25 protein-coding genes, 1 pseudogene and 1 riboswitch are annotated in these 26,399 nt (G+C 64.1%); of the genes and pseudogenes, 15 read left to right on the top strand and 11 right to left on the bottom strand.

The window, feature by feature from the left end; translation table 11 throughout:
* Positions 1–3: 3 nt before the first annotated feature.
* Positions 4–675, top strand: coding sequence for a DNA-3-methyladenine glycosylase I (locus ACVWZT_RS02785; RefSeq protein WP_457468054.1), 672 nt, complete (start codon positions 4–6; stop codon positions 673–675).
* Positions 676–704: 29 nt separating this feature from the next.
* Here the strand turns inward: ACVWZT_RS02785 and ACVWZT_RS02780 are convergent, their stop codons facing one another.
* Genes ACVWZT_RS02780 through ACVWZT_RS02770 form a run of 3 tightly spaced genes read right to left on the bottom strand, consistent with a single transcriptional unit; the run spans position 705 to position 2,045 of the window.
* Entirely contained in the window at positions 705–1,118 is a 414-nt protein-coding gene (locus ACVWZT_RS02780) for a DUF2069 domain-containing protein (RefSeq protein WP_296233692.1), read from the bottom strand.
* Entirely contained in the window at positions 1,111–1,716 is a 606-nt protein-coding gene (gene wrbA, locus ACVWZT_RS02775) for an NAD(P)H:quinone oxidoreductase (RefSeq protein ID WP_296233693.1), read from the bottom strand. Before wrbA ends, ACVWZT_RS02780 begins: the two co-directional genes overlap by 8 nt.
* Complete coding sequence (locus ACVWZT_RS02770; protein WP_457472006.1) at positions 1,713–2,045, bottom strand: ArsC/Spx/MgsR family protein; 333 nt, start codon at positions 2,043–2,045, stop codon at positions 1,713–1,715. Before ACVWZT_RS02770 ends, wrbA begins: the two co-directional genes overlap by 4 nt.
* 107 nt (positions 2,046–2,152) lie before the next feature.
* On the opposite strand from ACVWZT_RS02770, the gene ACVWZT_RS02765 reads away from it, so the two are divergent.
* Entirely contained in the window at positions 2,153–2,617 is a 465-nt protein-coding gene (locus ACVWZT_RS02765) for a TlpA disulfide reductase family protein (RefSeq protein WP_457468052.1), read from the top strand.
* A gap of 34 nt (positions 2,618–2,651) precedes the next feature.
* On the opposite strand, the gene ACVWZT_RS02760 is transcribed toward ACVWZT_RS02765, so the two are convergent.
* From ACVWZT_RS02760 to ACVWZT_RS02745, 4 genes are read right to left on the bottom strand one after another with little or no spacing between them, the layout of a single operon-like run.
* Complete coding sequence (locus ACVWZT_RS02760; protein ID WP_296233697.1) at positions 2,652–3,056, bottom strand: META domain-containing protein; 405 nt, start codon at positions 3,054–3,056, stop codon at positions 2,652–2,654.
* Positions 3,053–3,490, bottom strand: a complete 438-nt coding sequence (locus ACVWZT_RS02755; RefSeq protein ID WP_296233699.1) for a hypothetical protein — start codon at positions 3,488–3,490, stop codon at positions 3,053–3,055. Before ACVWZT_RS02755 ends, ACVWZT_RS02760 begins: the two co-directional genes overlap by 4 nt.
* A gap of 31 nt (positions 3,491–3,521) precedes the next feature.
* Positions 3,522–4,511: a 2-hydroxyacid dehydrogenase gene (locus ACVWZT_RS02750; RefSeq protein WP_296233701.1), complete on the bottom strand. Its 990-nt coding sequence runs from the start codon at positions 4,509–4,511 to the stop codon at positions 3,522–3,524.
* Between the two features lie 48 nt (positions 4,512–4,559).
* Positions 4,560–7,316 carry a response regulator gene (locus tag ACVWZT_RS02745; protein ID WP_296233703.1) on the bottom strand — a complete coding sequence of 919 codons (2,757 nt, stop codon included), beginning with the start codon at positions 7,314–7,316 and terminating at the stop codon, positions 4,560–4,562.
* A gap of 193 nt (positions 7,317–7,509) precedes the next feature.
* On the opposite strand from ACVWZT_RS02745, the gene ACVWZT_RS02740 reads away from it, so the two are divergent.
* The 7 genes from ACVWZT_RS02740 to ACVWZT_RS02710 all read left to right on the top strand — a co-directional run bounded on the left by ACVWZT_RS02740 (position 7,510) and on the right by ACVWZT_RS02710 (position 15,788).
* Positions 7,510–8,229, top strand: coding sequence for a response regulator transcription factor (locus ACVWZT_RS02740; protein WP_296233705.1), 720 nt, complete (start codon positions 7,510–7,512; stop codon positions 8,227–8,229).
* Between the two features lie 3 nt (positions 8,230–8,232).
* Positions 8,233–9,636 (top strand): sensor histidine kinase, encoded by a 1,404-nt coding sequence (locus ACVWZT_RS02735; protein WP_296233707.1) that lies wholly within the window; start codon positions 8,233–8,235, stop codon positions 9,634–9,636.
* 87 nt (positions 9,637–9,723) lie between these two features.
* Positions 9,724–10,623 carry a cysteine synthase CysM gene (gene cysM / locus ACVWZT_RS02730; protein ID WP_225776674.1) on the top strand — a complete coding sequence of 300 codons (900 nt, stop codon included), beginning with the start codon at positions 9,724–9,726 and terminating at the stop codon, positions 10,621–10,623.
* Positions 10,624–11,982, top strand: a complete 1,359-nt coding sequence (gene rlmD, locus ACVWZT_RS02725) for a 23S rRNA (uracil(1939)-C(5))-methyltransferase RlmD (protein WP_296233709.1) — start codon at positions 10,624–10,626, stop codon at positions 11,980–11,982. It abuts the gene before it with no gap.
* 96 nt (positions 11,983–12,078) lie between these two features.
* Positions 12,079–14,319, top strand: coding sequence for a GTP diphosphokinase (relA, locus tag ACVWZT_RS02720; protein ID WP_225776676.1), 2,241 nt, complete (start codon positions 12,079–12,081; stop codon positions 14,317–14,319).
* A 69-nt stretch (positions 14,320–14,388) separates the two neighbouring features.
* Positions 14,389–15,222, top strand: a complete 834-nt coding sequence (mazG, locus tag ACVWZT_RS02715) for a nucleoside triphosphate pyrophosphohydrolase (protein ID WP_457468048.1) — start codon at positions 14,389–14,391, stop codon at positions 15,220–15,222.
* A gap of 26 nt (positions 15,223–15,248) precedes the next feature.
* On the top strand, positions 15,249–15,788 hold the full coding sequence (locus ACVWZT_RS02710) for a DUF2058 domain-containing protein (protein WP_296233711.1): 540 nt from the start codon (positions 15,249–15,251) through the stop codon (positions 15,786–15,788).
* Between the two features lie 45 nt (positions 15,789–15,833).
* Here the strand turns inward: ACVWZT_RS02710 and ACVWZT_RS02705 are convergent, their stop codons facing one another.
* The 4 genes from ACVWZT_RS02705 to purM form a co-directional block, all read right to left on the bottom strand.
* Positions 15,834–16,016 carry a hypothetical protein gene (locus ACVWZT_RS02705; protein ID WP_170028714.1) on the bottom strand — a complete coding sequence of 61 codons (183 nt, stop codon included), beginning with the start codon at positions 16,014–16,016 and terminating at the stop codon, positions 15,834–15,836.
* A 201-nt stretch (positions 16,017–16,217) separates the two neighbouring features.
* Entirely contained in the window at positions 16,218–16,928 is a 711-nt protein-coding gene (locus tag ACVWZT_RS02700) for a DUF3108 domain-containing protein (RefSeq protein ID WP_170028715.1), read from the bottom strand.
* A gap of 8 nt (positions 16,929–16,936) precedes the next feature.
* Positions 16,937–17,590, bottom strand: a complete 654-nt coding sequence (gene purN, locus ACVWZT_RS02695; protein ID WP_296233713.1) for a phosphoribosylglycinamide formyltransferase — start codon at positions 17,588–17,590, stop codon at positions 16,937–16,939.
* Complete coding sequence (gene purM, locus ACVWZT_RS02690; RefSeq protein ID WP_186689768.1) at positions 17,590–18,648, bottom strand: phosphoribosylformylglycinamidine cyclo-ligase; 1,059 nt, start codon at positions 18,646–18,648, stop codon at positions 17,590–17,592. The genes purN and purM overlap by 1 nt, the downstream gene beginning before the upstream one ends.
* A gap of 320 nt (positions 18,649–18,968) precedes the next feature.
* Between purM and ACVWZT_RS02685 the strand changes: the two genes are divergently transcribed.
* The 6 genes and pseudogenes from ACVWZT_RS02685 (at position 18,969) to ACVWZT_RS02660 (ending at position 26,108) form a co-directional block, all read left to right on the top strand.
* Positions 18,969–20,036: a DUF2066 domain-containing protein gene (locus tag ACVWZT_RS02685; RefSeq protein WP_457468045.1), complete on the top strand. Its 1,068-nt coding sequence runs from the start codon at positions 18,969–18,971 to the stop codon at positions 20,034–20,036.
* Between the two features lie 15 nt (positions 20,037–20,051).
* On the top strand, positions 20,052–21,125 hold the full coding sequence (locus tag ACVWZT_RS02680; protein ID WP_457468043.1) for an AI-2E family transporter: 1,074 nt from the start codon (positions 20,052–20,054) through the stop codon (positions 21,123–21,125).
* Between the two features lie 161 nt (positions 21,126–21,286).
* Entirely contained in the window at positions 21,287–21,994 is a 708-nt protein-coding gene (gene hda / locus ACVWZT_RS02675) for a DnaA regulatory inactivator Hda (RefSeq protein ID WP_296233718.1), read from the top strand.
* Between the two features lie 126 nt (positions 21,995–22,120).
* Positions 22,121–22,772, top strand: a pseudogene (locus ACVWZT_RS02670) (C40 family peptidase).
* A 139-nt stretch (positions 22,773–22,911) separates the two neighbouring features.
* Positions 22,912–23,445 (top strand): C40 family peptidase, encoded by a 534-nt coding sequence (locus ACVWZT_RS02665; protein ID WP_457468041.1) that lies wholly within the window; start codon positions 22,912–22,914, stop codon positions 23,443–23,445.
* 128 nt (positions 23,446–23,573) lie between these two features.
* Complete coding sequence (locus ACVWZT_RS02660; RefSeq protein WP_457468039.1) at positions 23,574–26,108, top strand: dermonecrotic toxin domain-containing protein; 2,535 nt, start codon at positions 23,574–23,576, stop codon at positions 26,106–26,108.
* 63 nt (positions 26,109–26,171) lie between these two features.
* A riboswitch (cobalamin riboswitch) is annotated at positions 26,172–26,391 on the top strand.
* The last annotated feature ends 8 nt before the right edge of the window (positions 26,392–26,399 follow it).

The raw sequence follows: 26,399 nt of genomic DNA, 5'->3' as shown, positions 1-26,399 counted from the left end.
CCCATGCGCGACTATCAGTGGCTGCACGAGTATTGCCTGAATCGCTTCGGCTCGGCCAAGGCCCTGGAGGCTTTCCTGCCGCAGCCGCGTACGCCGCCGCAACTGCGTGACATCAGCGACGACCGTTACCTGTCGACCCTGGCCCTGCGCGTATTCCGCGCCGGGCTCAAGCACAGCCTGGTGGATGCCAAGTGGCCGGCGTTCGAGCAGGTGTTCTTCGGCTTCGACCCGGAGAAGGTGGTATTGATGGGCGCAGAACACCTGGAGCGGCTGATGCACGACGAGCGCATCATTCGCCACCTGGGCAAGCTCAAGAGCGTGCCGCGCAATGCGCAGATGGTGCTCGATATCACGAAAGCGCATGGCAGCTTTGGCGCGTTCATCGCCGACTGGCCGGTGACCGATATCGTTGGGCTGTGGAAGTACCTGGCCAAGCACGGCAACCAGCTGGGCGGGCTATCGGCGCCGCGCTTCCTGCGCATGGTCGGCAAGGATACCTTCATCCCCACCGATGACATGGCGGCGGCATTGATTGCGCAGAAGGTGATCGACAAGCCGCCGACCAGCCAGCGTGACCTGGCCCTGGTGCAACAGGCGTTCAACCAGTGGCATACCGAGAGTGGCCGGCCGCTGTGTCAGTTGTCGGTGATGCTGGCGCACACCGTCAACCATTGAGATCCGGGGGCCGCAAAGCGGCCCCGAATTCAGCTGCCTTCGCCCGCCAGGCGCCGCTCGTGCTGGAACTTCCAGCGCACATACAGCAACCCGGCGATGAACAGCCCCAGGCTAACCAGCACCTCAAGCCAGCCAAACACCGACCGCGCCGGGTCGAATGCCGCCAGCACGCCCTTGATGAAGTAGATATTCACCACGAAACAGGTCCACGCATGCGCGCGGGCGCTGCCTGCCAGCATGCCCGGCAGCAACAGCAGCAGCGGCACCAGCTCGATCGCCAGAATGACCTCGACCCGAGCCCCATGCAGGTTGGCGAAATACAGATTGTTCACCAGCAGCAGGGCGACCAGGCCAAAGAAAAATGCCAGGCTCAATACTCGCGTCAGGCGCAGGCGCGGGGCCAGCCATTCCAGCGGCGGCAACACCTTGGGCTTTCTAGCCACGTGCGGCCTCCAGGGCCTTGGCGGTAGTCGCCAGGCGTTGACCCAAGGCGCGGCACAGGGCGATTTCGTGCTGGTCCAGTTCGCGCTTGCCATCGGCCCCGGCATGATGACTGGCGCCATATGGCGTGCCGCCGCCGCGGGTTTCGAGCAATGCCGATTCGCTGTATGGCAGGCCCATGACCAGCATGCCGTGGTGCATCAGCGGCAGCATCATCGACAGCAGGGTGGTTTCCTGGCCGCCATGCAGGCTGGCGGTGGAGGTGAACACGCCCGCCGGCTTGCCGACCAGCTCACCGCCCAGCCACAGGCTGCTGGTGCCATCCAGGAAGTACTTGAGCGGCGCCGCCATGTTGCCGAAGCGGGTCGGGCTACCCAGTACCAGCCCGGCGCAGTGGCGCAGGTCGTCCAGGGTGGCGTACAGCGCGCCACTGGGCGGGATGTCCGGGGCTACCGCTTCGCATTCGGTGGAAATCGCCGGCACCGTGCGCAGGCGAGCCTCCAGGCCGGCCAGCTCGATGCCGCGGGCGATGTGCCTGGCCATCTCGCTGGTCGAACCATGGCGGCTGTAATACAGCACCAGGATATAGGGCGCGGTCACGGCAGGATCTCCAGCACTTTCTCCGGCGGACGGCCGACCACGGCCTTGTCACCGGCGACCAGGATCGGCCGCTCGATCAGCTTGGGGTGGCGGGCCATGGCCTCGATCAGTTGCGCGTCGGTCAGCGCCGGGTCGGCCAGGTTCAGGTCCTTGTATTCGTCTTCGCCGGTACGCAGCAACTGGCGCGGGCCGATACCCAGCTCTGCCGAGCAGGGCCGCGAGGGTGGCGATGTCGGGCGGGGTGTCGAGGTAGCGCACGATGGTCGGTGCCAGGCCGCGGGCTTCGAGCAGTTCCAGTGCGCCGCGGGATTTCGAGCAGCGCGGGTTATGATAGAGCGTCAGGTCGGTCATGTCGGGTCGCTTCCAGCAGGGTGTGGCGGCTATTCTAACCGCAGCGACTGACCATTTTGCTTGAAAACTCGAGAAGGATTGACCCATGGCAAGGCGTCTGGCAGCAGTACTGGCCATCACCGCGAGCCTGTTGCTCGGTGGTTGCGGTGCCGATTATGGCGTGGACCAGCACGGTAATACGGTTAAGGCCGAACAGCTCGACGGGCACTGGCTGGTGCTCAACTACTGGGCCGAATGGTGCGGGCCGTGCCGTACCGAAATCCCGCAACTGAACGCGGCGGCCAAGCAATGGGCGGGCGACGGCATCAAGGTGGTGGGGGTGAATTTCGACGGCTTGCAGGGGCAGGACCTGAAGCAGGCTAGCGAAACCTTGGGCATCGATTTCACCGTGCTGGCCCAGGACCCGGCCGAGCGTTATGACCTGCCGCGCAGCGAGGCGCTGCCGGTCACCTATATCATCGATGACCAGGGCAAGGTGCGTGAGCAGTTGTTGGGTGAGCAGACGCTCGAAGGGCTACAGGCCAGGATCAAGGCCCTGAAGGGCGCCTGATGTACCCGGGGCCGCAAAGCGGCCCCGGCAGTCCTCAGCCTTCTTCAGGCCAGAAGCGCAGCGGCTTGCCCTCGGCCGGCCAGAAACGCATCTGCTCGATCGGCGACACGTCCCAGCGTTGCACGGTTTCCAGCGCCTGCAAGAAGCGTTTTTCCTGCTCCATCAAGGCCGGCGCGCACAGTTTGCGGGTCTTGCCGACCTTGCCGAAGCTCAGGTGCTCGCCCTCCAGCGTGTATGGTGCAAACCAATGGTTGCAACCCGCGTTGCCATAGGCACGGCCATCGCTGGCCAGGGTCAGGGTCAGGTGGCTGTAATCGACCAGCGGCCGTTCGCCAATCCACTCCAGAACATAGCTGCGCTCCTGCTGCAGCCTGGCAGGTTCGGCGGCGCAGCCCAGCAGGCCGGAGGCAATCAGCACGCCGGTCAGCAGATTCTTCACTCGGCGCTCTCCTGGCAACGCGGGCACAGGTGTTTTTCGCCACGGCAGGCCCAACCCAGCTCGGCAATACGTGCACTGGCGGCAGGCTGGCGGGCTTTCTTGCCCAGCTTGGCATCCACTGCAAACTCGAACTCGAGCACCGCGTCGCAGCTGTCGCAGGCGACCTGCCAGGCAAGGATTTCCAACTCGTTGAATACCGGGCCACTGGCCACGGCAACCCACTGGCCGCGCGGGTTGATCAGGTGACGCACGCTCTCCACGGTCAGGCGCATCGACAGGTCCTTGCTGCCCTTGAGGGTGACCAGCAGGGTATCGCCTTTGTGCATCGAACCACCGTTGCCGGTGACCTGGTAACGGCCCGGCACCAGGGCGCGGCACTCGATCAGGGTGTGTTGCGGGTTGAAAAGGGTGTAACGGAAATCGTGCTCGACCATGGGTCCTCCAGAAATGCCGCGTATCCTAGCACTAACCCATCACCAGATTCTGTGGTTTGCCTGCCGCCCAGCGGTCGATGTTGTCCAGTGTGGTCGCAGCGATGGCATCCAGGGCTTCACGGGTCAGGAAGGCCTGGTGAGCCGTGACGATCACGTTGGGGAAGGTCAGCAGGCGGGCCAGTACGTCGTCCTGTAGCGGCAGGTCGGAGCGGTCCTCGAAGAACAGCTGGGCCTCTTCCTCATAGACGTCCAGGCCCAGGTAGCCGAGCTGGCCGCTCTTGAGTGCGTCGATCAGTGCCGGGGTGTCGACCAGCGCGCCGCGACCGGTGTTGATCAGCATGGCGCCGGGTTGCAGCCGGGCCAGGCTGTGCGCATTGATCAGGTGGCGGGTGTGCTCGTTCAACGGGCAGTGCAGGCTGATGATACGGGCTTCGCGCAGCAGCTCGGCCAACGGCAGGTAGCGCGCGCCCAGCGCTAGCAGCTCTGGGTTGGGATGAGGGTCGTAGGCCAGCAGCTGGCAGCCGAAACCGGCCATGATGCGGGCGAAGGCGGAACCGATCTGGCCGGTGCCGACTACGCCGACGGTCTTGCCGTGCAGGTCGAAGCCGGTCAGCCCGTGCAAGGTGAAATCACCTTCGCGGGTACGGTTGTAGGCTCGGTGCAGGCGCCGGTTGAGGGCCAGGATCAGCGCAACGGCATGTTCCGCCACGGCATGCGGCGAGTAGGCCGGCACGCGCACCACGGTCAGGCCCAGGCGCCGGGCGGCGGCCAGGTCGACATGGTTGTAGCCGGCCGAGCGCAAGGCGATCAGGCGCGTGCCGCCGGCGGCCAGGCGCTGCAGAACCTGGGCGTCGAGCTCGTCATTGATGAAGGCGCAGACCACCTCGTAGCCCTCGGCCAGGGCCGCGGTGTCGAGGGTCAGGCGGGCAGGCTGGAAGTGCAGGTCCACGCTGGTGCCGCTGGCGGCCTGGCTGAAGCTTTCCTGGTCGTAGTGCTGGCTGCTGAACAACAGGGCGTGCATGGTAATGCTCCTCAAGATTCACTCGGCTGCGGCCCCAGGCCGCTCTGCTCAGGCGCTCAATCTGGCCTGGACAGCCAGGCGGTCGATGGCAGCATCCAGTTCATCCAGCGCCTGCTGCGCCTGGGGGTGTTCCTGCTTGAGCAAGGTCTCGCTGCGTTGGCACGCGGCGCGCAGCTGCGGGACACCGCAGTAGCGCGAGGCGCCGTTCAGCCGGTGCACCTGCTCGATCAGCGTGGTGCGGTCGTCGGCCTCGCGGGCGGCGCGTATGGCTTCGCGGTCAGCCTCCAGCGAGGCCAGCAGCATGCTCAGCATGTCGGCCGCCAGGTCCGCCTTGCCGGCGGCCAGGCGCAGGCCTTCTTCGGGGTCGAGCACTTGCAGTTCATCGCCGCTGGCCAGTTGTTCGGTCAGGCGCTCCTGCCGTGGCGTGCCCAGGCTCAGCCCGGTCCATTTCATCACCACCTGGGCCAGTTGCCGTTCGCTGATCGGTTTGGTCAGGTAGTCGTCCATGCCGCCATGCAGCAACGCACGTTTCTCGTTGGCCATGGCGTGGGCGGTGAGGGCGACGATCGGTAGCGGGTTGCCGCTCTGGGTGTTTTCCCACAGGCGGATCTGCTCGGTGCAGGCGCGGCCGTCCATGCCGGGCATCTGCACGTCCATCAGCACCAGGTCGAAGGGCTCGTTCTGCACTGCCTGCACCGCAGCATAGCCGTTGTCAACGGCCAGCACTTCGGCCCCTAGGTCTTCAAGCAGGGTCTGCACCAGCAGCAGGTTGGCGGCATTGTCGTCGACACAGAGGATCTTCGGCTGGCGTTGTCCGTTGACGCTGTTCGCCTCGCCCAGGGGACGGCGCGGTTGCACCAGCTCCAGCAACAGACGCCGCAGTTTGCGGGTGCAAGTCGGCTTGGACAGCAGTTGGCCATGACCGTTGGGCAGGTAGGGATGATACAGCGCCTGCTCGGTAGTCGGGCACAGCACCACGCACTGGCAATGGTAACGTTCCAGCTGCTGGTGGTAATGGCCCAGCTGTTCGGGGGACAGGTTGCCCAGGTTGGCCCCGAGCACGGCGAACTCGAATGGCTGGCCGGCCTGGCTGGCGGCCTGTACGCCCTGCAGCAACTGGGCATAGGAGGTGAACAGGCTGACGCTGAGCCCGCAGTCTTCCAGCTGGTGTTCCAGCGCCTGGCGGGCCAGTTCGTGACCATCGACAATGGCTGCGCGGCGGCCCAGCAGCGGTTGCAGTGGCGGCTCCTGGAGATCGTCGTGGGCCTTGGGCAGGTTGAGGCTGATCCAGAACTGCGAACCTTCGCCCGGGGTGCTGTCGACGCCGATCTCGCCGCCCATCTGCTCGATCAGACGCTTGGAAATCACCAGGCCCAGGCCGGTGCCGCCGGGCTGGCGAGCCAACGAGTTGTCGGCCTGGCTGAACGCCTGGAACAGCGTGCGCACATCCTGGGGCGACAGGCCGATACCAGTGTCCTGCACGCTGATGCGCAACTGTGCGCTGTCTTCGTGCTCGTCTTCGAGCATGGCGCGCACGACGATGGTGCCCTCGCGGGTGAACTTGATGGCGTTGCTGACCAGGTTGGTGAGGATCTGCTTGAGCCGCAGCGGATCGCCGATCAGCGACGACGGGGTGTCGCGGTAGATCAGGCTGAGCAGCTCCAGCTGCTTGGCATGGGCAGCCGGGGCGAGGATGGTCAGGGTGTCCTGGACCAGGTCCCGCAGGTTGAACGGGATGCTGTCGAGCACCAGCTTGCCGGCCTCGATCTTGGAGAAGTCGAGGATCTCGTTGATGATACCCAGCAGGTTGTCGGCGGATTTCTCGATGGTGCCCAGGTAGTCCAGCTGACGCGGGGTCAGTTCGCTTTTCTGCAGCAGGTGGGTAAAGCCGAGGATGCCGTTGAGCGGGGTGCGGATTTCATGGCTCATGTTGGCCAGGAATTCCGACTTTATGCGGCTGGCCTCCAGAGCCTCCTTGCGCGCCATGTCCAGCTCGATGTTCTGGATCTCGATGGTTTCAAGGTTCTGGCGCACGTCCTCGGTGGCCTGGTCGATGCTGTGCTGCAGTTCTTCATGGGCATTGTGCAGGGTTTCAGCCATACGGTTGATGCCGCGCGCCAGTTCGTCCAGCTCATGGCTGCCCATGGTCGGCAGGCGTTCTTCCAGATGGCCGTCCTTGAGCTGGTTGACCGCGTGCTTGATGCGCTCGATGGGATCGTTGATGGTACGGCTCATGCGCAGCGCCAGCAGACCGCTGAGCACCAGGCAGGCGAGGATCAGCAACAGGCTGGTGAACAGGTTGCGGTAGCCGCGCAGTAGCGTGCCGTCGTGGGACAGCTCGATCTCGACCCAGCCCAGCAGGCGTTCGGCTTCGGCCGGCACGGCGTCGGTCGCCAGGTCGCGATGGTGGCCGAACACCGGCATCAGGTAGCGCGTGGCGTCATTGCCGCTGCGCTGCAGCAGTTGCATGCCGGTGCCGCCGCTTGGCGGCTGGTTGAGCATGCTCGGGCCGGCGTGGGCCAGGCGTGTGCGGTCCGGGGCCAGGAAGGCGACGGCGCGCACATCGGCTTGCTCCAGAGTCTGTGCGGCGATGCGCTCCAGTTGCGCCGGTGCCAGCCTGGCCATGGCGGGTGCGGCCAGCGGTGCCAGTTGTTCGGCAATCATCTTGCCGCGTTGCAGCAACTGGGTGCGCAGGTCGTTTTGCTGCAGCCAGGTGAAGTAGCCGCCCAGCACCAGCGCCATCAGACTGGCTGGCAGCAGGGCCAGCAGCAGGACCCGGCTGCGTATTCCCAAGCGATCGAGCACACTCGCCTCCTGTCATGTGCCTGGACGCCGTCAAGCGATGACGGCCAAGGCGGGAAGTTACTCCGCCTGCGGCAGCATTGCACCTCTTTAGTCGGTGTTTCATGCCAGTTGCCGCGCATTGGTCGCAGCGCGGTTGCCCGGCGGGCGGCGGATGCTCGATAATTGCGCAATTGAGAATGCATGGCAGTTGCCAATGAATCCCGAAGCTTTTCACAACTGCAATATCCTCGCTATCGAGGATGACCCGGTGCTGGGTGCCTACCTGCACGAAACGCTGCAATGCGGCGGCTTCCAGGTGACCTGGTGCCGCAATGGCCTGGAGGGCCTGGAAACAGCAGGGCGTCACGCCTTCGATGTGGTGCTGCTGGACATCCTGCTGCCCGGGCTCAATGGCCTGGATGCCTTGGCGCAGTTGCGCAAACGCAGCGCCACGCCGGTAATCCTGATGTCGGCACTGGGGGCCGAGGCCGACCGCATCAACGGTTTCCAGCGCGGCGCCGATGACTACCTGCCCAAGCCGTTCAGCATGGCCGAACTGCAGGTGCGCATCGAGGCGATCCTGCGCCGGGTCGCCCTCGAACGGCGCCACCGCGCCCCGCAGGCGCAGCCCGCCAGTGGTGAATTGCACTACGACGAAGGCCTGTGCGATGTACGCCTGGAGGGCCGCCTGGCTGGCCTCACGCCCAGCGAATACCGTCTGCTCGACATCCTCAACCGCAACCCCGACGAGGTGTTGAGCAAGCCGTTCCTGTACCAGCAGGTCCTGCAACGGGGCTATTCGCGGCATGACCGCAGCCTGGACATGCATGTGAGCCAGATCCGCCGCAAGCTCAAGGCCATCGGTTATCACGCACGGCAGGTCCGTACCGTGTGGGGCAAGGGCTATGTGCTCAGCGCCAGCGAGGCGCAGTGAGCCATGCTCGACCGTCATTCGTTGTTCTGGAAACTGGCCATCCTGCTAGTGGGCTTCTGCCTGCTGATGATCGGCCTCAGCTACACCTGGGGGCGGCACATGGAAACCCAGGACGCCTTTCTTTCGGCACCGGCGCAGCAGGTGTTGCGTGGTTATGCCAGCGAGGCCGAGCAGGCCTGGCGCAGCGGCGGGCGGGCAGGGCTGGACCGTTGGGTGGCAACGATGCGCCAGCGCGAACGCGGCTGGGTTGGCGTTTTCGACCTCAACCTGCGGCCACTTGACAGCGCCAGCCTCGACCCGCAGATCATGCAGCGCTTGACCCGCCTGCGCGGCGTCGACTGGCCGATGAGTCAGCGCACCGTGGGTCAGCCATGGCTGCGCATACCGTTTCCGGGGGCAGCGGAGCAGGGCTTGCTGGTGATCGAACTGCCGCAGCGCTTCAACCCCGGCCAGCACCGGCTGTTATGGCGGGTCGTCACCAACGGCATCATCCCTGGTCTGTTCACCCTGCTGCTGTGCGTGGGTCTTTACCGCATGCTGATCGTGCCGTTGAACCAGTTGCGCGAGCAGGCCAACGCCTGGCGCGCCGACCAGCTGTCGGCGCGCCTCGACTCGCGTACCATCGCCCGGCACGACGAACTGGGCGAGCTGGCCCGCGCCTTCGACCAGATGGCCGAGCGCCTGCAAGGCACCGTGGCCATGCAGCAGCAATTGCTGCGCGACCTGTCCCATGAAATGCGCACGCCGCTCAGCCGGTTGCGCGTGGCCTGCGACGGTGAAACCGACCTGCCGCGCCTGCGCGAACGCCTGTCGCGAGAGTTGGCCTGCATGCAGCAACTGGTCGAGGATACCCTGCAACTGGCCTGGCAAGACGCCGAGCGTGCGCCGCTGAACCTGGAGCCGATCGAGATCCACGCCTTGTGGGACTTGCTGGCCGAGAACGCCAGCTACGAAAGCGGCTGGTCGCTGGCGCGGCTGCGCTGTGAGGTGCCGGCCGACTGCTGGGTGCGGGGCAACCTCAATCATCTTGCCCAGGCGCTGGAGAACCTTTTGCGCAATGCCATCCGGCATTCACCGGCCGAGGGTGTGGTGCGCTTGGGCGGGCAGCGTGACGGCAGCTATTGGCGGCTGTGGCTGGAGGATGAAGGTGGCGGCGTAGGTGACGAGGACCTGGAGCGGATCTTTGCGCCGTTCTCGCGGCTGGACGGCTCACGGCCCGGGGATGGGGGCTTCGGCCTGGGGTTGAGCATCGCCCGCAGTGCCATTCAGCGCCAGGGCGGCACCTTGTGGGCAGAAAACGGTAAACGCGGGCTGCGGTTGTGGATGCGCTTGCCCTTATATGCAGAGGACACCCAACAGGCAAAGCTGCCCTGCAGGACAACCACAACAGGCACATATAGCTTGTAGCTATATTCATCACAGATTGCGTGATATGGCCGCGCAGGGTTTGCCGGTATGATAGGCGCCCCTGCCGTCCGGATTGTGAAATACGCCATGACCTTGCAGTACCCAACCATCGCCGATTGCGTCGGCAATACGCCTCTGGTTCGCCTGCAGCGCATCGCTGGCGAAACCAGCAATACCCTCCTGCTCAAGCTCGAGGGTAACAATCCTGCCGGCTCGGTGAAGGACCGCCCGGCATTGTCGATGATCACCCGCGCCGAACTGCGCGGCCAGATCAAGCCCGGCGACACGCTGATCGAAGCCACCTCTGGCAACACTGGCATCGCCCTGGCGATGGCAGCGGCGATCAAGGGCTACAAGATGATCCTGATCATGCCCGACAACTCTACCGCCGAACGCAAGGCCGCCATGACCGCCTACGGCGCCGAGCTGATCCTGGTGACCAAGGAAGAGGGTATGGAAGGTGCCCGTGACCTGGCCGAGAAGCTGCAAGCCGAAGGCCGTGGCCTGGTGCTGGACCAGTTCGCCAACGGCGACAACCCGATCGCCCATTACACCAGCACCGGCCCGGAGATCTGGCAGCAGACCCAGGGCACCATCACCCATTTCATCAGCTCCATGGGCACCACCGGTACCATCATGGGCTGCTCGCAGTACCTCAAGGAACAGAACCCGGCGGTGCAGATCATCGGCCTGCAGCCGATGGAAGGTTCGGCCATCCCCGGCATCCGCCGCTGGCCCGAGGAGTACCTGCCGAAGATCTTTGACGCTACCCGCGTCGACCGGGTGGTCGACATGTCGCAGCAGGAAGCCGAGGACACCACCCGCCGCCTTGCCCGTGAAGAGGGCATTTTCTGCGGCGTGTCGTCCGGTGGTGCGGTCGCGGCCATGCTGCGCCTGTCCCGCGAGGTGGAAAATGCCACGATGGTTGCGATCATCTGCGACCGTGGCGACCGTTACCTGTCCACCGGCCTGTTCGACCTGAGCTAAATGTCCAAGAAGAAAAGCAACAGCGGTCTGCGTTTCCAGCCGGCCGGCGGCAACCGTACCTCCCAGGTGCCCGTGGGCAAGAAACAGCGGCTGGACATCGAGCGTCTGGCCGGTGACGGCCGCGGTATCGCCTTCTTCGAGGGGCGCACCTGGTTCGTCAGTGGCGCCCTGGCCGGAGAGGCGGTGGAGGCGCGGGTGCTCAACGCTCGTGGCAAAGTGGTCGAGGCCCGCCTGGAGCGGCTGCTGCAGGCCAGCCCCGAGCGCCGTGAGGCCCCCTGCCGGTACTACGGCCGTTGCGGTGGCTGCAACCTGCAGCACCTGCCGCACGAGGCACAGCTGGCGCTCAAGCAGCGTACCCTGGCCGAGCAGTTGCAGCGGGTGGCCGGCGTGCAGCCCGAGGAATGGGCCGCCCCGCTGAGCGGGCCTGAATTCGGCTACCGGCGCCGGGCCCGCGTGGCGGTGCGCTGGGATGCCAAGGCACGCCAGTTGCAGGTAGGCTTCCGCGCCGAAGCCAGCCAGGACATCATTGCCATCGATGATTGCGCGGTGCTGGTACAGCCCTTGCAGTCGATTCTGCGCCACTTGCCGACCGTGCTGCGTTCGTTGAGCAAGCCGCAGGCGCTGGGCCATGTCGAATTGTTCAGCGGCACCGCCGAGGCGCTGCTGGTGCGTCATGTCGCGCCGCTGCCAGCAGAAGACCTGGCCAGGCTGCAGGCGTTCTGCGCGCAGGCCAGGGCGCAACTGTGGCTGCAAGGCGAAGGCGAGCCGGCACCGGTGGAGCCGACAGCGCAACTGGGCTTCGCCCTGCTGCCATGGCAACTGGAACTGGCCTGGCGCCCAGGGGACTTCGTGCAGGTGAATGCCCAGGTCAACACGGCAATGATCGAGCAGGCCCTGGCCTGGCTTGCACCGCAGGCCGACGAGCGTGTGCTGGACCTGTTTTGCGGCCTGGGCAACTTCGCCCTGCCGCTGGCGCGCCGGGCGCGTGAGGTGGTGGCAGTGGAAGGCGTGCAGGCCATGGTCGATCGGGCCGCAGCCAATGCCCGGAACAACAATGTGCATAACGCACGGTTTTTTCAGGCCGATTTATCGCAGCCTTTGGCAGGCACCGGATGGGCCGCCGAGGGCTTTTCTGCGGTACTCTTGGATCCACCGCGCGACGGTGCTTTCGAGGTGGTGCAAGGCATCGCCCGCCTCAAGGCCAGACGGCTGGTCTATGTATCGTGCAACCCGGCCACGCTGGCGCGAGACGCCCAGGTGCTGGTCGGCCAGGGGTACCGGTTAAAAAGGGCCGGGATTCTCGACATGTTTCCTCAGACGGCGCATGTCGAGGCCATGGCGTTATTCGAAGCGGGCTAGCTGACTGGCCCCTTGGTGCGGCTTTCACGGAATGGCAGCCGCACGGTGATCGCCAGCGCACCTGCGTGGTGCGCTGTATGGAAAGGTAAAACAAAGATGGTACAGGTGAGAGTGCACCAGCCGGTCAACACTGACGGCAGTATCAATCTCGATGCATGGTTGGACCATGTGGTGAGCGTCGATTCGGCACTGGATCGCGCAGCGCTGAAAGAGGCCTGCGAGTTCGCCCATGAGGTCGAGAAAAAAGGTAACCCGGCCAAGCATTCCTGGGCAGACGGGACGTCCAGCTTCCAGGCGGGCCTGGAAATCGCCGAGATCCTCGCCGACCTCAAGCTCGACCAGGATTCCCTGGTAGCGGCAGTCATCTATCGCTCGGTGCGCGAGGGCAAGGTGACCCTGGCCGAGGTCAGCCAGCGTTTCGGCCCGGTTGTGGCCAAGCTGATCGACGGCGTGCTGCGCATGGCGGCCATCAGCGCCAGCCTCAGCCCGCGGCAGTCGCTGGTGCTGGGTTCGCAGGCGCAGGTCGAGAACCTGCGCAAGATGCTCGTGGCCATGGTCGATGACGTGCGCGTGGCGCTGATCAAGCTGGCCGAGCGCACCTGCGCGATCCGTGCGGTCAAGGCCGCCGACGACGAGAAACGCCTGCGTGTTGCCCGCGAGGTGTTCGATATCTATGCGCCGCTGGCCCACCGCCTGGGTATCGGCCACATCAAGTGGGAGCTGGAAGACCTGTCCTTCCGCTACCTTGAACCCGATCAGTACAAGCAGATTGCCAAGCTGCTGCATGAGCGGCGGCTGGACCGCGAGCGCTTCATCAGCGACGTGATGAACCAGCTGCAGAACGAACTGCTGGCCACCGGCGTCAAGGCCGACATCAGCGGTCGGGCGAAACATATCTATTCGATCTGGCGCAAGATGCAGCGCAAGGGCCTGGAGTTCAGCCAGATCTATGACGTGCGTGCGGTGCGCGTGCTGGTGCCGGAAATCCGCGACTGCTACACCGCACTGGGTATCGTGCACACGCTGTGGCGGCACATTCCCAAGGAGTTCGACGACTACATCGCCAACCCCAAGGAAAACGGCTACCGCTCGCTGCACACCGCGGTGATCGGCCCCGAGGGTAAGGTGCTGGAGGTGCAGATCCGTACCCACGGCATGCACGAGGAAGCCGAACTCGGGGTTTGCGCCCACTGGCGCTACAAGGGCACCGACGTCAAGTCCAGCTCCAACCATTACGAAGAAAAGATCTCCTGGCTGCGCCAGGTGCTGGAATGGCACGAAGAACTGGGTGACATCGGGGGCCTGGCCGAGCAGTTGCGGGTCGATATCGAGCCGGACCGGGTCTACGTGTTCACCCCGGACGGCCACGCCATCGACCTGCCCAAGGGGGCTACCCCGCTGGACTTCGCCTATCGCGTGCACACCGAGATCGGTCACAACTGCCGCGGCGCCAAGATCAACGGGCGCATCGTGCCGCTCAACTACAGCCTGCAGACTGGCGAACAGGTCGAGATCATCACCAGCAAGCACGGCAACCCCAGCCGTGACTGGTTGAACTCCAATCTGGGCTATGTCACCACCTCGCGCGCGCGGGCCAAGATCGTGCACTGGTTCAAGCTGCAGGCGCGCGACCAGAACGTCGCTGCCGGCAAGACCTTGCTCGAGCGCGAGCTCAGCCGCCTGGGCCTGCCTCAGGTGGACTTCGAGCGCCTGGCCGAAAAGACCAACGTCAAGACCGCCGAAGACATGTTCGCCTCGCTTGGCGCAGGCGACCTGCGCCTGGCTCATCTGGTCAACGCGGCCCAGCAACTGTTGGAGCCTGAGCGCATCGAGCAGATCGAACTGGTGCCGCGCAAGCCAACCGGGCCACGGAGCGGCAAGCGTGGCGACATTCAGATCCAGGGTGTCGGTAACCTGTTGACGCAGATGGCCGGCTGCTGCCAGCCGTTGCCGGGCGACGCCATCGTCGGCTACATCACCCAAGGCCGCGGCGTCAGCATCCACCGTCAGGACTGTGCCTCGGTGCTGCAGTTGGCAGGCAAGGAGCCCGAGCGCATGATCCAGGTCAGCTGGGGGCCGATTCCGGTGCAGACCTACCCGGTCGACATCGTCATCCGTGCCTACGACCGCCCGGGTCTGTTGCGCGACGTGTCGCAGGTGCTGCTGAACGAGAAAATCAACGTGCTGGCGGTGAATACCCGCTCGAACAAGGAAGACAACACCGCGCTGATGTCATTGACCATCGAGATTCCCGGCCTGGACGCGTTGGGGCGCCTGCTGGGGCGGATCTCGCAGTTGCCGAACATCATCGAGACGCGGCGTAATCGTACGCCTTGACACTGCGGCGCCTGCTTCGCGGGGTGGGTTGAACCGCGAAGCAGCCACCACCGAAGGACTCCTGCTCAGATGACCTACACCCTTGACGACCTGCTGCACCTCATGGCCCGCCTGCGCGACCCGCAGTACGGCTGCCCATGGGACCTGCAGCAGAACTACGCGAGTATCGTCCCGCATACCATCGAAGAGGCCTACGAGGTCGCCGATACCATCGAGCGCGGCGATTTCGAGCACCTGCAAGGCGAGCTGGGCGACCTGCTGTTCCAAGTGGTCTACTACAGCCAGCTGGCCCGCGAAGAGGGGCGCTTCGAGTTCGATGGCGTGGTCGACAGCATTACCCGCAAGCTCATTCGCCGCCACCCGCATGTGTTCCCTACTGGTGAGTTGTATGCGCCGGTAGACACGCCAAGCCTGACCGAGGCCCAGGTCAAGTCACGCTGGGAAGAAATCAAGGCCGAGGAGCGCGCGGAAAAAACCCAGCCCGAGCAGTTGTCGCTGCTTGACGACGTACCGGCGAATTTGCCGGCATTGTCGCGTGCCGCCAAACTGCAAAAGCGCGCGGCCACCGTCGGTTTCGACTGGCCTGAGGCATTGCCGGTGCTGGACAAGGTCCGCGAGGAACTGGACGAAGTGCTGCAGGCCATGGCCGACGGCGATGCCAATGCGCTCGAAGATGAAATCGGCGACCTGCTGTTCGCCACGGTCAATCTGGCCCGCCACCTCAAGCACGACCCGGAACACGCCCTGCGCCGCGCCAACCGCAAGTTCGAACAGCGTTTTCGCTTCATCGAACAGGCCTTGCGCGACAGTGGGCGCCCCATCGAGGATTGTAACCTTGACGAGCTGGACGCCCTTTGGGGTGAAGCCAAACGTCAGGAAAAGAACCTGCCCAGCTGCGGCTGAGCTGTTGCATAAGTGAGTGAACATTCATGAGCCTTTCCCTTCGCGACCAATTGCTCAAAGCCGGTCTGGTCAACCAGAAACAGGTTTCCCAGGCCAACAAGGCCGAGAAGAAACAGAAACGCCTGGAGCACAAAGGCCAGGTCGAGGTGGACGACAGCCAGCAGCGCCTGGCCAAGGAAGCCATGGCCGAGAAAGCCAGGCGTGACCAGGAACTGAACCGCCAGCAGCAGGAAAAAGCCGAGCAGAAGGCCCGTGCCGCGCAGATCAAGCAACTGATCGAAGCCACCCGGCTGCCCAAACTGAACACCGAGGACTACTACAATTTCGTCGACGACAAGAAGGTCAAGCGTATTGCCGTCAACGCCCTGATGCGCACCAAGCTGAGCAACGGTGCGCTGGCCGTGGTGTCATTTGCCGGTGGTTACGAGGTCATCCCTCGCGAAGCGGCGGTGAAGATCCAGGAGCGCGACCCCAGCCGTATCCTGCTGCTCAACACCCATGTCGAGGAAGCGGACGAGGATGACCCGTATGCGGCGTACAAGATCCCCGACGACCTGATGTGGTAAACAGCAAAAACCCCGCCTTGGCGGGGTTTTTCATGGGTAGCGGATTCATTGCGTGGTGCGCTGGTTTTCCAGGTTTTCCAGCTCGGCCCGGTACTGGTGTGCTTCGTGTTCATTGTGGAACATGCCCACCAGCTGGCCTTGTTGGTGCACATCCCAGATCCGCACGCCAGCGGCCAGGCCTTCGTGGGACATTTTCGATTCGTCGCGTTCGGTTACTTGGACTGTCATCGTTAAACTCCACTTCTTGAGTTGGCTGCGACACTCTGTCGCACACCCTCTTTATAGAGTTTGTTAGCAGGCTAAGTAAATAAAACAGCCATGAAACAAGTTTCATGAAATGGGATACGTGTTGCCTGTACCGGCCCACGGTCTACCAGGCAAAAAAAGCCCCGCACAAGGCAGGGCTTCGGGTGCTGCGGGCAGCGCGGATCAGTTACCCTTCACCGGTTTGCCGTCGACCGTGCCATCCTGCAGCACGATCACGTACTCCTTGCCGTCGGTCTCGACCTGACGCAGTTGCACCAGCAGGTAGTCCCAGTTCTTGGCAAACCACAGCTCGGTGATGCGCTTGCTCTGGCTTGGGTCGCGTACACGCTCGACCTTCACCGCATCCACCTGGCCGGTCTTGGTGGTGACCTTTTCGGTACCCAGCACGCGGAAGTCGTAGGTGTCGATCTCGTCACCGTCGACCACCTGGTAGGTCATGCTCTTCTTGCCGGCGGCCACGTCATGCTGCAGGGCCAGCTGGTAGGACGACTTGTCGAGCACGCCACGGTTCAGCGGCAGGTTGATGGCATCGCCACGATCGCTGCCGGTGACCTTCTTGGCGTTCCAGTCGAAGTTCAGGTCGACCTTCTTGGCCTTGCCCAGGCCGCCGCGCTCGAAGTGATACTGCTGCGGCAGCAGGGTATCGTTGTCCATGCGCAGGGTGCTTTGCTCGGTCAGGCTGGCAATCATCATGGAAGCCTTGAAGTTAAGGTCCCAGGTACCGTTGGCATTCTTGACCAGGCTGCGCTCGGCGGTGCCGCTCATGGGCAGCTGTTTCCAGTCGGCGGTGTAGCTGGCCGAGAAAGGCTTCAGATCAGCTGCCTGGAGGGGCAGGGCGAGCACGGCGAGAGCCAAGAGCAGGGCGCGACGCATAAATTCTCCTAGGATCGAATCAGGTGACCGCTGGCCGCCAGGGGTTGGCCATCCAGTAATGCGCCCTGTTCGCCGAGGCGCAAGCGCCCCTCAGCGTACCAGCGCACTGCCAGCGGGTAGATCAGGTGTTCCTGACGGTGAACCCGCTGGGCCAGGCTTTCGACGGTGTCGTCAGACGCCACCGGCACTACAGCCTGTACGACCAATGGGCCGCCATCGAGTTCCTCTGTCACGAAGTGTACGCTGCAGCCATGCTCGGCGTCGCCTGCCTCCAATGCCCGCCGGTGGGTATGCAGGCCCTTGTACTTGGGCAGCAGCGACGGATGGATGTTGAGCAGGCGGCCCTGGTAGTGGCGTACGAATTGGCCACTGAGGATGCGCATGAAGCCGGCCAGTACCACCAGGTCCGGAGCAAAATCGTCGATGCGCGCCATCAGCGCGGCATCGAAGGCTTCACGGCTGTCGAACTGGGTGTGCTCGAGTACCACGCTGTCGATGCCGGCCGCCGCGGCGCGTTGCAAGCCGTAGGCGTCAGCGCGGTTGGAAACCACCGCACGGATACACACCGGGCTGTCGGCGCCTTGGCAGCTGTCGATCAGGGCTTGCAGGTTGCTGCCGGAGCCCGACAGCAGTACCACTACATTGCAGGTCTTGCTTGGCATCAGTGTGCCTTGAGGTTCTGCAGTTCGACCTGGGCAGCGCCCTCGGCGGCTTCGGCGATGTGGCCGATCACCCATGGCTGCTCACCGGCGGCGCGCAGTTCGTTCAGGGCGGCTTCTACCTGGTCCTGGGCCACGCAGATGACCATGCCGACACCGCAGTTCAGCACGCGGTGCATTTCATGCTCGTCGACGTTGCCCTTTTCCTGCAGGAAGTCGAACACTGCCGGGCGCTGCCAGCTGGCCACGTCGATCACCGCCTGGGCGTTGGCCGGCAGTACGCGAGGAATGTTGTCCAGCAGGCCGCCACCGGTGATGTGGGCCATGGCCTTGACCGCGCCGGTGTTCTTGATCAGTTGCAGCAGCGGCTTGACGTAGATGCGGGTCGGCGCCATCAGCAGGTCAGCCAGCGGCTTGCCGTCCAGCTGGGTGTTTTCGATGTCGGTGGCCGACACTTCGAGGATCTTGCGGATCAGCGAATAGCCGTTGGAGTGCGGGCCCGAGGAGGGCAGGGCGATCAGCGCGTCGCCAGTGGCGACCTTGGAACCGTCAATGATCTCGGCCTTTTCCACGACGCCGACGCAGAAACCGGCCAGGTCATAGTCTTCGCCTTCGTACATGCCCGGCATCTCGGCGGTTTCACCACCGACCAGCGAGCAGCCGGCCAGCTCGCAACCGGCGCCGATGCCGGTGACCACGGTGGCCGCCACATCGACGTTGAGCTTGCCGGTGGCGTAGTAGTCGAGGAAGAACAGCGGCTCGGCGCCGCACACCACCAGGTCGTTGACGCACATGGCGACCAGGTCCTGGCCGATGCTGTCGTGCTTGTTCAGGTTCAGTGCAAGGCGCAGCTTGGTGCCGACGCCGTCGGTGCCGGACACCAGCACCGGTTGCTTGTAGCCGGCCGGGATCTCGCAGAGGGCGCCGAAGCCGCCCAGGCCACCCATGACTTCAGGGCGTGCGGTGCGTTTTGCCACGCCCTTGATGCGTTCGACCAGTGCTTCGCCGGCGTCGATGTCTACACCGGCGTCCTTGTAGCTCAGGGAGGGTTGCTTGCTCATTGATCCAGGCCTTTAGGAGGGAGGGATTCTAAAAAACGACCATGACGGCCAAGGCCGGCTGGTAAGCGGCGGCTGCCTGAAACGTCAGTGGTCTGTGAAGGCGCGCGATTTTATCAGGGTTGCCGTGCAGCGGCCATCCTCAGGCCGACGGGCAGGGCGGTAATTGTTGAAAAAAGCCTTGGGGTGGTTGATGCGGTTGCATGTGTATAAGCTGCAAGCAACGAGCTGCAAGCTGCTTCGCAAGGCAGCCTGACGCTCGGCCTGCTTTTTCTTGCCGCTTGAAGCTTACGGCTTGAAGCTCGACTGGACAGGAATCCTCCATGCGTTTGTTCAATATTCTGGCAGCCGGTTGCCTGGCCCTGATCTCCGCCACCGTCCAGGCTGAAAATGTCTCCGGCCTTTACCAGGTGCGCGAAGCGGTGTCCGGGCCGGGCGCCGAAGCCCGCGCCGCGGCTACCGCCAAGGCGCTCGACACCCTGGTGCTGCGTCTGACCGGCGACCCCAAGGCGGCGCAGAACCCGGCGTTGGCCGAGCTGCGCAAGGACCCACAGCAAATCATCAACCAGGTGGGCAGCGAGGCCGGGCCACCCGAGTCGGTGCTGGTCGAATTCGACCCCGGCAGTACCGAGCGGGCCCTGCGCAAGGCCGGCCTGGCCTTGTGGGGCAGCAACCGCCCGTCGATCCTCGGTTGGTGGCTGAACGACAGCGCCGAAGGCAGCAGCCTGGTCGGCGATGGCCAGGCCAGCGCCCAACCGCTGCGCCGCGCAGCCCAGCACCGTGGCCTGCCGCTGCGCCTGCCGCTGGCCGACCTGCAGGAGCAACTGGTGGCCAACGCCGGGCAGATCGAAAGCAGCAACCCGGCGCCGCTGCGTGAAGCCTCCGAACGCTACGGTGCCGATGCGCTGCTGGCGGTGCACGCCCGCGAAGCCGACGGCAAGTGGCAAGGCAAGTGGCAGCTGTGGCTGGGTGACCAGCGTGAGCAAGGCACTGCCGAGGGGGCCGACCCGGCAGCCTTGGCGGACGCCGTGATGCAGGCGGTCAGCGTCCGTCTGGCGCCGCGCTACGTCACGCGCCCCGGCGCCAGCAGCCAGTTGCAGGTGCAAGTGCAGGGCATGAACCTGCAGCGCTACGCCGAGCTGGCCCGCGTGCTCGAACCTTACGGCCCGCGCCTGCAAATGGTCGAGGGCAGCACCCTGACCTATGCGCTGACCGCCAGCCGTGAACAGCTGCGGGCCCAGCTTGGTCTGGCCAGGCTGCAGGAAGTACCGGCCGAGCAGGCGTCGGCGTTGCCGGCCCCGCCAGTTGCGGCAGGGGCGCCGGGCGTCCCACCGTCCACGCCGGCCCAGCCTGCGGCCTCGCCGTTCGACGGCCTGCGTTTTCGCTGGTAAGGGGAGGCACACAGCATGACCGACGTACGTCGTTGGATCTGGCTGGGCGTTGCTTTGCTGGTCGCTGTGCTGCTTTATAGCCTGCACAACATCCTCACCCCGTTTCTGGTCGGCATTCTGCTGGCTTACCTGGCCGACCCGCTGGTCGATCGCCTCGAGCGCCTGGGGCTGTCGCGCACCTGGGGCGTGATCGCGGTGTTCGGCTTGTTCACCCTGCTGCTGCTGGCCCTGCTGCTGGTGCTGGTGCCACTGCTGGCCAAGCAGCTGTTGCGTCTCTACGAGCTGGCGCCACAGATGCTCGACTGGCTTGAACACATGGCGTTGCCCTGGGTGCAGAGCCGCCTGGGTCTGGCTGACGGCTTCTGGAAATTCGACCGGATCAAGGCCGCCATCGGCAGCCACATGAGCCAGACCACCGACCTGGTCGGCATGCTGCTGTCGCATGCCACCGCCTCGGGCCTGGCGCTGATGGCCTGGTTGGCCAACATGGTGCTGATCCCGGTGGTGGGCTTCTATCTTCTGCGTGACTGGGACCTGATGATGGCCAAGCTGCGCAGCCTGCTGCCGCGCCAGCGCGAGGCGCAAGTGATGGGCCTGGCCGGGGAGTGCCATGAAGTGCTGGGTGCTTTCGTCCGCGGGCAGTTGATGGTGATGGTGGCACTGGGCGTCATCTATTCGGCCGGGCTGATGCTGGTGGGGCTGGAGCTGGGGCTGCTGATCGGCATGCTCGCGGGGCTGGCGGCCATCGTGCCGTACATGGGGTTTGTCATCGGTATCGGCGCGGCACTGGTGGCTGGCCTGTTCCAGTTCGGTGGCGACTTGTACCCGATGCTGGGCATCGTCGCGGTGTTCATGGTTGGCCAGGCGCTGGAAGGCATGGTGCTGACGCCGTTGCTGGTGGGGGACCGCATCGGCCTGCACCCGGTGGCGGTGATCTTCGCCATCCTGGCCGGCGGTGAGCTGTTCGGCTTTACCGGTGTGTTGCTGGCGCTGCCGGTGGCGGCGGTGATCATGGTGCTGCTGCGGCATGTGCACGACCTGTACAAGGAATCGGACATGTATGCCGGGGGCGTCGACCCGGAGCTTTGATGCCAGGCTGCTCCTGCACGGCGTGCAAGCCTTGCTTGCACGCAACTCCTTGATTTTGCTTGTGCTATCCGCTGCCGTGATTGTGCGCCCCGCGCTGCGGGTATAGACTTTGCAGATTGTTCACCAAAGGCCCCCCTGCGGTCCTGCGACCGCCCGCGAGCATGAAACCACCGATCCAGTTGCCCCTGGGTGTGCGCCTGCGCGATGACGCCACCTTCATCAACTACTATCCGGGCGCCAATGCTGCGGCATTGGGCTACGTCGAGCGGCTATGCGAAGCCGACGCCGGCTGGACCGAAAGCCTTATCTACCTGTGGGGCAAGCAGGGTGTTGGCCGTAGCCACTTGCTGCAGGCGGCCACCCACCGCTTCCAGCAACGCGGCGAGCCTGCCGTGTACCTGCCGCTGGCGCAATTGCTCGACCGTGGCGTCGAGCTGCTCGATTACCTGGCCCAGTACGAGCTGGTGTGCATCGACGATCTGCACGTGATCGCTGGCAAGGCCGACTGGGAAGAGGCCATGTTCCACCTGTTCAACCGCCTGCGTGACAGCGGCCGGCGGCTGCTGCTGGCGGCCTCTGCGTCGCCGCGCGAACTGCCGGTCAAGCTGCCGGACCTGAAATCGCGGCTGACCCTGGCCCTGGTGTTCCAGATGCGTGGCCTGTCCGACGAAGACAAGCTGCGCGCTCTGCAATTGCGTGCTTCGCGCCGTGGCCTGCACCTGACCGACGAAGTCGGCCATTTCATCCTTACCCGCGGTGCACGCAGCATGAGTGCCCTGTTCGACCTGCTCGAACGCCTCGACCAGGCCTCGTTGCAGGCACAGCGCAAGCTCACCATCCCGTTCCTCAAGGAAACCCTCGGCTGGTAAGTGCCGAAAACGCTGGGCCAGAGCGGCAAAACAAAAAAGTCACATCTTTTTCGATAAAATTTGCAAATGGCCATGATAGAGGGCATAGTTTCACCCTTCTAAAGGATTACAGACACGGTCGTGCCCATGCTCAAGCGCTTCGCACCCCTCGTGCCACTCGCACTCGTGACCCTGCTTTTTGGCTGCGCGGCCCATGGCCCGGCTTCTCATTCCGAGCAGCAGCCCCAGGATCACAGCCCGATCGCCGCAGAATCGGCGTTCAAGGCCAAAGCCTCGTCCTCGTCGGTGTTCGGCGAGCCGCAAGAGCTGGCCACCGAAGATGACCTGGAGGCCTTCTCCAGCAGCAAGCCTTACCAGTTGCCAGCCTTGGCTGACAGCATTCTCGAGCGTGGCATGTCGCTGATCGGCACCCGCTACCGTTTCGGGCGGCACCTCGGAGAAGTCCGGTTTCGACTGCAGTGGTTTCATCGGCTACCTGTTCCGCGAAGAAGCGGGCGTGACCCTGCCGCGTTCGACGCGTGAAATGATCAACGTCGATGCCCCGAAAGTGGCCCGCAACAAGCTCAAGCCTGGCGACCTGCTGTTCTTCAGCACCAACGGCCGCGGCCGCGTCAGCCACGCTGGCATCTACCTGGGTGACAACCAGTTCATCCACTCCAGCAGCCGCCGCAGCGGTGGCGTGCGCATCGACAGCCTCGGCGACAGCTACTGGAGCAAGACCTTCATCGAAGCCAAGCGGGCCTTGGCCATGGCGCCGACCAATATCGCGCGCAACTGATAGCAGAATGATGTACCTTGCCACGGCGGCGATGCTTTGAAAAAAGCTCGCCGCCGTGCGCATTTATAGAAAGCGTCTAATCTAAATTCTCAACTCTTTTCGGCTGCGGCCCCGCGACCTCAGACAGGATGTTCTGGCCATGGTAAGAATGGCGCGCTTCGCATTGATTTCCCTGGCAGCCTTGCTGGCTGCATGCTCCAGCCGCGCGCCAGCGCCGGCCCCTGTGGTACAGCCGCAGGTCACCTACAGCCAGCCCAGCCCGTCGCCGATTGCCGATGACGTGTTGATGCGCGCCATCGGGTTGGTGGGCACGCCTTATCGCTGGGGGGGCAATACCCCGGATTCCGGCTTCGACTGCAGTGGCTTGATCAAGTATGTGTACCGGGATGCGGCTGGCATCAGCTTGCCCCGTTCGACTCGGGAGATGATTGTGATGCGGGCGCCGACAGTGGATGTCGGGTCGCTGCAGTCCGGTGACCTGGTGTTCTTTGCCACTGGTGGCGGTTCGCAAGTCAGCCATGCCGGCATCTATGTCGGGGAGGGTCGTTTCGTGCATGCACCATCCACGGGCGGCACGGTACGCCTGGACTACCTGTCCAACAGTTACTGGGCCAAGGCCTACCTGCAGGCCAAGCGGGTGATTCCCGCCGGGCATCTGGCGCGGAATCCCTGACTGTTCCCGCACACTCCACGGTTTGACCTGTCTGGCCTCAGGGGCTATGCCGCTACCACCCGACAGTGGCAGCACAGGTCAGCATCGCTACAGGATCAAGTAAACCTGGAGTGATGATGAGTACTGTTTTGCAAAGAGTCGAACGTGGCCTGGATGCGGCTGACGCAGCCCATCCACTGGTGCAACTGGTGGACGAAGTCATCCGTGACTATCCCGATGCCTCCGCACTGGCCGCCGAGAAGGCTGCTGGCATACTGCTCAGGCGCACCGGCAGGGCGATGGACCCGCGTTTCGTGTGGTGGCATCAGTTCGAGGGTACCAGCGTCAGCAGCCCACGCAGTTTCACTGGCTGGCAGCATGCCGGGCCGCCAAGCAAATCGTTGCGGCTGCCGGAACTGGTCATCGAGCGTTTCGACTCTGGCTTCCAGGAAGCCGGTGACGAGTTGAACACCTACGGCGGTTTCTACCGGCAGGGCGCGCATGCCCCAACGTTCGACGAACGTAACGAAGTGCCGATGCTGCCTAGCGATGTGCATGACGACTTGTGGGCGCTGGACTTTGCCGCCTTCTATCGCCAGCGCATCACGGCGTTTTGGGAGAAGCATGGCCGGCATTTTCGGACTTTGGCCAAGGTCAATCTGCTGGGGCAGGCTGCCAGTGCATTGCGTGTCGGGCGCATCGGCGGGCTGGACCATTCGCGATTGCGGGCCATGGTGGCCGATGACCTGCCAGTCGATGGCTTGCCCACCCCGGCCATGCTGGCACGTGACAGCCGCCGCAGCCCCCTGCAGGTTTGCCGCTACGCGTTGCATCAGGATGACCGCGGCTGCCTTTACAGCCTGCACGCCGAGGACGGCCGGGTAATCCTGTACCTGCCATGGGCCGAGGAAGCGCTGAGAGCATTTGAGTCGGCACAAGCCATGGCGCAGTGGCTGCGGGCTGAACTCCAGGTATCGCAACGCTTGCAACTGTTCATCGACGCCAGCCGGATACACGATCCAGATAGCAACAGGACCGCCGCCGCGCACCTGCGCGCCATAGCCGATAGCCAAACGGAACAGGCGGCGCTCACGCTGCTCGACGTTATCAAACGGCCGCTCAATCAGGAATTCTTCGCTTACCTGGCAAGCCTGGCGTCTGCCGAGATGCAGCAACAGGCGACATTGATGGTCGGCAATGCCGAGTTGCGCAAGGCCCTGTGGCAAGGTTACCTGGCTGCCTTCCTGAAGGTTTTTGGCAGTTTTGCGCCATTGGGGCGTCCCTTGCTGTGGATCATGCTGGGAGTGACAGTCGGCAAGCTTGCGCTGGAAGTGGATGCGGCGGTGTACGAGCCGGACGCGCAGACGCGCAAGGCTGAATTGCGGGCGGCCATGATCGACACCCTGCTGGCTGCCTTGGGCCTGGCCGACCTTGGTTTCCAGACCAGCTTCGATTCGCTCACCTATGAGGTGCCCGAGCATGAATCAGGGGCATCGCTCGCGGATTGGCAAGTGCAGGGGTCGGCAACGCTGCCGGTAGAAGGGCTGGAAAGCAATGGCCTGCTGTCCGGAGACGTGGGCGAGGCGGGGCGCCTGCAAGGCGTGCTGGTGCAAAGCAATGGCAGTTGCTGGATCTCGCTGAACGGTCTGTCTTACCGCGTACGCTATAGCCACGACCTGGGCTGCTGGTTGATTGTGCCGGCTGACAACCCTTACGCATTTGGCCCCCTGCATCCCGTGCGGCTGAACGCGAATGGCGAATGGGAGTTGCTGGTCCCACCGCGGTTGACAGGGGGCAACCCGCCGCCGATCGAGGGGGTGGCAGATGTCAATTCTGCATTCTGGGATACTTATACGCGCCTTGATGGGCTGCGCAGCAAGCGGCTGGCGGCAAACGCCTTGAGGCGGCAGAAAGCGTTGCTGGAGTCGTGGCCGATTCCTGCCCTCGAGCCGGAGCGTGTCCCCGACCTGGATGAACATGGCCTGGACTGTGTCATGGTCAACGGCGCGCCCGAGTATTCCTATCGCCACGGCCGGCAATACTTCAACTCGCTGATCGAGTACTACACCAGCGACGAGTCGCAAGTGAACGATGTGTTTCGCCATGGGCAATACCGTTATGGCGATGAGGACAGCTACATCGCCAACCTGGCCGACTCGCTGCAGCGGCTGCCGGAAAGCAATGCGGTGACATTGTATCGTGGTGGCCATGCCACGCGTGGTACCGGAGCCGGGCTATACCGTAGCGGCCAGTTGCGGGTCGGGGATGTGCTGATCACTACCGATCTCACTGCATTTACCGAAAACCCTTATACAGGTGTCGAATTTGCCACCCGTACTGCCAGCCAGCAGGCTGCGAGCGTGGCGAGAACATTCGACGACAGTTCGGTGATCTTTCAGCTCCCTGCCGGTCGCTATGGCGGCGGTACGCCGATCAGCCCGTTTTCCCTGTACTGGGATGAAGCTGAAACGCTGTTCCTGCCGGGCCAGTATTTTCGCGTCGACAAGCTTGAGCAGGTGTATGGTGCCGACTATCACTTCATCCTGGTAACGCTCAGCCGTACGGCCAGGCCCGCATCGGGCGTGGTCCACGACCTGCGAACCGGCGAAGCATTCGATGCCCAGCGGTATCGCGAGCGCTTCAGGACACCGGCGCTGGCACAGCGGTTCTTCCCCGTGTTTTAGCGCAAGGCCTCGTTCGGCAGCAAAGGCGCCCGCTTCGATTGACGCTCCCGGTGCAACCCTCTAACCTTCGCGCGTGTTTCAGGTGTCCTGCCAGCGCTGTCTGGGCAGGGTGAAACTGGGAAGCCGGTGGGCGCCAGCAAGGTGCGATTCCGGCGCTGCCCCCGCAACGGTAGGTGAGACGCGGCCGCGCAGGGCCACTGGGTGCCAGCACCCGGGAAGGCGCGCAGGTTTGGGCGAACGCCCGCTCACAAGCCCGGAGACCGGCCTGATACTGCCAACGGCATCACGGAG

This window comes from Pseudomonas sp. TE21394 (assembly GCF_054057835.1).
Note: the sequence above shows the minus strand (reverse complement) of the source record. Positions and strands in the feature narration are given on the sequence as shown.